Genomic DNA, 4,955 nt, shown 5'->3' with positions numbered 1-4,955 from the left:
CAGATGCAATGTCTCGGCCGCATGGGTAAACGACCCCGCCTCCGCCGCAGCGTGAAACACGCGTAGCTTGTCCCAGTCCAACGCCATGATACCCCTCGTTCTGTTTTGGCGTCTGAATGAAAAATCAGGCTTTTACACGGCGTTTCTAAGCCGCTCTATGAACTCTCTACTCGGCCGCTTCGCGGTGCACTTCGATGCCGGCCAGATATTTCTCCGCCTCGAGTGCGGCCATGCAGCCGAGGCCCGCCGCCGTCACTGCCTGGCGGTAGATGTCGTCGGTCACATCGCCGGCCGCGAACACGCCAGGCACGTCGGTGCGGGTCGAATCCGGCGCCGTCCACAGATAGCCGTTCGGCTTCTGCTTCAGCTTGCCTGCGAACAGTTCGACCGCCGGTGCATGGCCGATCGCCACGAACACGCCATCGATCTTCAGATGCGTTTCCTCGCCGGTCACCGCGTTGCGCAGCTTCAGCCCTTCGACCGAGGGCGGCAGCGGCGTCTTGCCGGGACGGCCGGTGATCTCGTCGACGATCGTGTCCCAGATGACGCGGACATTGTCCTTCTTCAAGAGCCGCTCGCGCAGGATGCGTTCAGCGCGGAAATCGTTGCGCCTGTGAATGACCGTAACGCTCTTGGCGAGGTTCGACAGATAGAGCGCCTCTTCCACCGCCGAATTGCCGCCGCCGATGACCGCGACATCCTTGCCGCGATAGAAGAAACCGTCGCAGGTGGCGCAGGCCGACACGCCGAAGCCCATGAAGGTCTGTTCGGTCGGAATGCCCAGCCATTTGGCCTGTGCGCCGGTGGCGATGATCAGCGCGTCGGCGGTGTAGGTGGTGCCGGAATCACCCTTGGCACGGAACGGCCGCACATTGAGGTCGACCTCGGTGATGATATCGTTGATGATGTCGGTGCCGACATGCTCGGCCTGCTTGAGCATCTGCTCCATCAGCCACGGACCCTGGATCGGATCGGCGAAGCCGGGATAATTCTCGACATCGGTGGTGATCATCAATTGGCCGCCCTGCTGCAGCCCGGCAACCAGCATCGGCTTCAGCATGGCGCGGGCGGCGTAGACCGCTGCCGTATAGCCGGCCGGACCGGAACCGATGATGAGAACGGGCGCGTGCTTGGTGGTCATCTAAAGCCTCTGCGGAGGGCTGCCGGCAATTGCGGCATGGAAAACTCGGTCCGTATCGCGCGTAATGTAAGTGTTGCCCACGACACCAGCAAGGCAAGTTGGCGTTCGTCCCCGGAAAGCTTTGTCGCACCCTGTTGCCCGCCTGATCCTGCGAAATATTCCGGGCGAGGGATGGAATGGACAGCGAAGTCGTTTAATTACAAAATCACGCAAGATTCTTGCGTGTTGCCCCTGACTTCTCGAGAGCCCTCATGCCGCTCAAGGCCGACCTCGACGCCATCGACTGGAAGATCATGCGCGAACTGCAGGGCGACGGCCGCATGACCAATGTCGAACTGTCGAACCGCGTCGGTATTTCTGCGCCACCATGCCTGCGCCGCGTCAAGCGGCTGGAGGAAGCCGGCATCATCCGCGGCTACCGCGCTTTGCTCAATGCACCGGCGCTCGGCCTCGATGTCGTCGCCTTCTGCTTGATCGGCCTGCATCACCAGGCCGACGCCGAGTTGCGCACCTTTGCCGAACGCACCCGCGGCTGGCCGATCGTACGCGACGCCTGGATGGTGTCGGGCGAATCCGATTTCCTGCTGCATTGCGTGGCAAGCGACCTCGGCGCCTTCCAGACCTTCGTCATCGAGGAGCTGACTTCGACCCCCAATGTCGACACGGTGCGCACCGCACTCACCATCCGCCGGGTCAAGGATGAAGGGCTGGTCTCGTTTGCACAGCCCTGAGTCGGTATGAACGCCAGCGCCACATCGGGCGTGGCAGATGCGGGTTGCGGGCTTCGCCATATCAGGGCCGCTTTGGCATTCGATAGGCTGTCGTGTAGAAAGCCGGATCGTTCTGCCGTGGCCCGCCCTGTTGGTTTCCTAAAGCAATTCCAGGAAAAGTGTGTAACGGTTTTCCTGGGAAAAGCGCTTAGCGCTTGGGGATTCCGTAAAAACAGATGACGCAAAGCAGCGCAATTCCGAGAACAGTGTGCCGTAGGGTGGGACCATGACTCGATTTGCTAGCCCGGTTTCGGCGCTGGTCATCTGCATGAACGAAGCCGACATGATCGGCCAGTGCCTGGAAAGCGTCGACTTCTGCGCCGAGATCATCGTCGTCGATTCAGGCTCGACGGACAGCACCCTGGACGTCGTCCAGGAGTTCATCGCCAAGGGCTACCCGATCAGGCTGTTTCACAACGACTGGCCGGGTTTTCCCCGCCAGCGGCAATTCGCCCTCGATCAGGCCACGCAGCCATGGTGCCTTTCGATTGAAGCCGATGAGGCCATCGACGACCTGCTCAGGCAGTCGATCATGGACGTGACGCAGCCTCGCAATGTCGGCTTCGACGGATGGTACATAAGGCGCCGCGACAAGCTGAAAGGCTATGGCTATGCGCACCGCTGGGTGCTGCACAACAGGCTGCTGCGTCTCTTCCGCCGAGACAAGGCCACCATGGACCTCAACTTGCGGGTCCATGAATCGTTCGAGGTGCCGGGCGAAACCGGCACGATTGAAAATGGCGTGCTGCTGCACCGCCGCGAAATGAGCATCGCGGAGGACTTGGCCAGGGCCAACACCTACTCCAGCCTCAAGGTTGCCACGCTGGTCGAGAGGGGCAAGAAGCCAGGCTTGGTAAAGCTAGTGCTGTCGCCGCTCGGCAACTTCCTGAAATTCTACCTGGCCAAGCGCTACTTCCTGTGCGGCCGGCACGGCTTCGTCTATTCGATGATGGTGATGGTCTATTCGTTCGCCACCGAGGCCAAGCTTTATGAAGCCTGGCGAGACAACGATCCGGCGTGAGCCGTCACCGCTCGCCTGACACGGCACCAAGTCCCGCTATTGCGGCGAGCAGGCCGTTGAAATCCTCGCGGTCGCGCCATGGCCCGACCATGAAGCCCGATTGAACTGCCGCTTGCCCGTCGACCAGCCAGCCCTGCGAGAGGCCGGCACGCTGTCCCGCCTCCATGTCCGCCTTCTTGTCGCCGACGATCAGCGAACGCCGCAGATCGAGCCCGAGGCGTTTGGCCGCCTCCAGCAGCATGCCTGGATTGGGCTTGCGCATCGGATGATCGGCGACCGCAAGCGGGCCGGAGCCCGCTTCGTGATAGGCGCAGGCCAGCACCATGTCGACGAATGCGCCCTCGCCACCTAGCAATTCCAGCACGCGGCCATTGACGGCAGCGAAATCGCCCCAGCCGTAATAGCCGCGCGCGATGCCCGACTGGTTGGTGACGATGATGACGGGAATGCCGGCCCGGTTGGCGGCGGCGATCGCTGCGGCGATATCCGCGCGGAGCACCATTTCGGCTGGATCGTCGGGATAACCGGTATCGATATTGATGGTGCCGTCGCGGTCGAGGAACAGCGCCGGCATACCGGCGGGAAACACCGTCCGGCCGACCCGCTCGACCCATAGGCCGGGCTCCGCCAGCGGATAGGGGCCGGACGTCGTGGAATCAGCCATTGCTGAGGCGCGCTTCGACCACCTCGCACAGATAATGATAGAGGCACAGATGCCCCTGCTGGATGATCGGCGTCGAGGTCGACGGCACGTTGAGCAGAATGTCGGACAAAGGCTTCAGCTTGCCGCCGGTGTCGCCGGTCAGGCTGATCACCGTCATGTCCATCATCCGCGCCTGTTCGGCGGCGGCGAGGATGCTCGGCGAATTGCCGCTGGTCGAGATTGCCAGAAGCACACCGCCGGCCGCGCCATGCGCCTCGACCTGGCGCGAAAACACCGTGTCGAAGCCATAGTCGTTGCCCCAGGCCGTCAGCACGGCGGCATTGGCCGGCAGCGCGATGACGTTGTAGGCCTTGCGCTCCTTCAGGAAACGGCCGACCAGTTCGCCGGCAATGTGGATGGCGTCGCTGGCCGAGCCGCCATTGCCGCAGATCAGCAAGGCTTTCCCCGACGAAAGCGCCGATACGACGGCGCTCGCCGCCCGCTCCATCTCGCTGGTCAGGTCGCGCTCGACCGTGGCTGATATGGCAGCCGCCGAGCGGACCAGGTAATCGTTCAAGTCGGACATGAAACCCTCAGTTTGTCGTGCCGCCAGCGCGCAATTTGCCGATTGTGTTGGTGGTGCTCTTGCCGGCGACAAGATCGACCAGCACGACGCGGCCGCCGGCTTTCTGCACCACATCGGCGCCGACCACGGTGTCGACGGTGTAATCGGCGCCCTTGACCAGTATGTCGGGCAGCAGCGCTTCGATCAGCGCCAGCGGCGTATCTTCCTCGAACACCACGACCGCATCGACCGAGGCAAGTGCTGCCAGCACGCAGGCGCGGTCGTGCTGGTCGTTGACCGGCCGCCCTGCCCCCTTCAGACGCCGCACCGAGGCATCGCTATTGAGGCCGAGCACCAGCCGGTCGCACTGGCTGCGCGCTGCGTGCAACAGGCTGACATGGCCGGCATGCAGGATGTCGAAGCAGCCATTGGTGAAGCCGACGCTCAAGCCTTCTTCCTTCCACGCCGCGACCATGCGCGCGGCCGATGCGGCATCGAGGATGGCGTCCTTGTGGGCGGTCGGTCCATGCGAGCGGAACAGCGCGCCGGTGAGTTCCTCGACCGTCAGCCGCGCGGTGCCGCGCTTGCCCACCACGACGCCGCCAGCCGCATTGGCGATCGAGGCCGCCATGACGGTATCGGCGCCTACGGCCAATGCCAGCGCAAAGCTCGCGATCACCGTGTCGCCGGCGCCCGAGACGTCGAACACTTCGCGCGCCTGGGTGGCGATGTGGCGTGCCTCGGTCGGGCCGACCACGCTCATGCCCTTTTCGCTGCGCGTCGCAACGACGAAGTCGAAACTGTGCGCCGAAATC

Annotated in this window: 7 protein-coding genes; 2 read left to right on the top strand and 5 right to left on the bottom strand. The window is 63.3% G+C overall.

Annotation, left to right across the window (positions count from 1 at the left end):
• On the bottom strand, nucleotides 1–87 hold an 87-nt coding region (locus EN935_RS22025), incomplete at its 3' end, for a LysR family transcriptional regulator (protein WP_145969177.1).
• A 79-nt stretch (nucleotides 88–166) separates the two neighbouring features.
• On the bottom strand, nucleotides 167–1,141 hold the full coding sequence (gene trxB / locus EN935_RS22020; RefSeq protein ID WP_056595425.1) for a thioredoxin-disulfide reductase: 975 nt from the start codon (nucleotides 1,139–1,141) through the stop codon (nucleotides 167–169).
• 251 nt (nucleotides 1,142–1,392) lie between these two features.
• On the opposite strand from trxB, the gene EN935_RS22015 reads away from it, so the two are divergent.
• Together EN935_RS22015 and EN935_RS22010 are read left to right on the top strand one after the other, a co-directional pair.
• Complete coding sequence (locus EN935_RS22015) at nucleotides 1,393–1,872, top strand: Lrp/AsnC family transcriptional regulator (RefSeq protein ID WP_127262805.1); 480 nt, start codon at nucleotides 1,393–1,395, stop codon at nucleotides 1,870–1,872.
• 265 nt (nucleotides 1,873–2,137) lie between these two features.
• Nucleotides 2,138–2,932, top strand: coding sequence for a glycosyltransferase family 2 protein (locus tag EN935_RS22010; protein ID WP_109659913.1), 795 nt, complete (start codon nucleotides 2,138–2,140; stop codon nucleotides 2,930–2,932).
• Nucleotides 2,933–2,936: 4 nt separating this feature from the next.
• Here the strand turns inward: EN935_RS22010 and EN935_RS22005 are convergent, their stop codons facing one another.
• The 3 genes from EN935_RS22005 to rfaE2 all read right to left on the bottom strand — a co-directional run.
• Nucleotides 2,937–3,596 carry an HAD family hydrolase gene (locus EN935_RS22005; RefSeq protein ID WP_127262804.1) on the bottom strand — a complete coding sequence of 220 codons (660 nt, stop codon included), beginning with the start codon at nucleotides 3,594–3,596 and terminating at the stop codon, nucleotides 2,937–2,939.
• Nucleotides 3,589–4,161, bottom strand: a complete 573-nt coding sequence (locus EN935_RS22000) for an SIS domain-containing protein (RefSeq protein ID WP_109659909.1) — start codon at nucleotides 4,159–4,161, stop codon at nucleotides 3,589–3,591. The genes EN935_RS22005 and EN935_RS22000 overlap by 8 nt, the downstream gene beginning before the upstream one ends.
• A gap of 7 nt (nucleotides 4,162–4,168) precedes the next feature.
• Nucleotides 4,169–4,955 (bottom strand): D-glycero-beta-D-manno-heptose 1-phosphate adenylyltransferase (gene rfaE2 / locus EN935_RS21995; RefSeq protein WP_127373610.1); only part of this gene is annotated, 787 nt, incomplete at its 5' end.

Source organism: Mesorhizobium sp. M7D.F.Ca.US.004.03.1.1, assembly GCF_003998635.1.
Classification (GTDB): Bacteria; Pseudomonadota; Alphaproteobacteria; order Rhizobiales; family Rhizobiaceae; genus Mesorhizobium; species Mesorhizobium loti.
This window is presented reverse-complemented; position numbering and strand designations above follow the sequence as displayed.

Excerpts from the sequence above, each read along its gene's own strand:
- trxB (WP_056595425.1), bottom strand. The coding sequence starts at position 1,141 with ATGACCACCAAGCACGCGCCCGTTCTCATCATCGGTTCCGGTCCGGCC.
- EN935_RS22015 (WP_127262805.1), top strand. The coding sequence starts at position 1,393 with ATGCCGCTCAAGGCCGACCTCGACGCCATCGACTGGAAGATCATGCGC.
- EN935_RS22010 (WP_109659913.1), top strand. The coding sequence starts at position 2,138 with ATGACTCGATTTGCTAGCCCGGTTTCGGCGCTGGTCATCTGCATGAAC.
- EN935_RS22005 (WP_127262804.1), bottom strand. The coding sequence starts at position 3,596 with ATGGCTGATTCCACGACGTCCGGCCCCTATCCGCTGGCGGAGCCCGGC.
- EN935_RS22000 (WP_109659909.1), bottom strand. The coding sequence starts at position 4,161 with ATGTCCGACTTGAACGATTACCTGGTCCGCTCGGCGGCTGCCATATCA.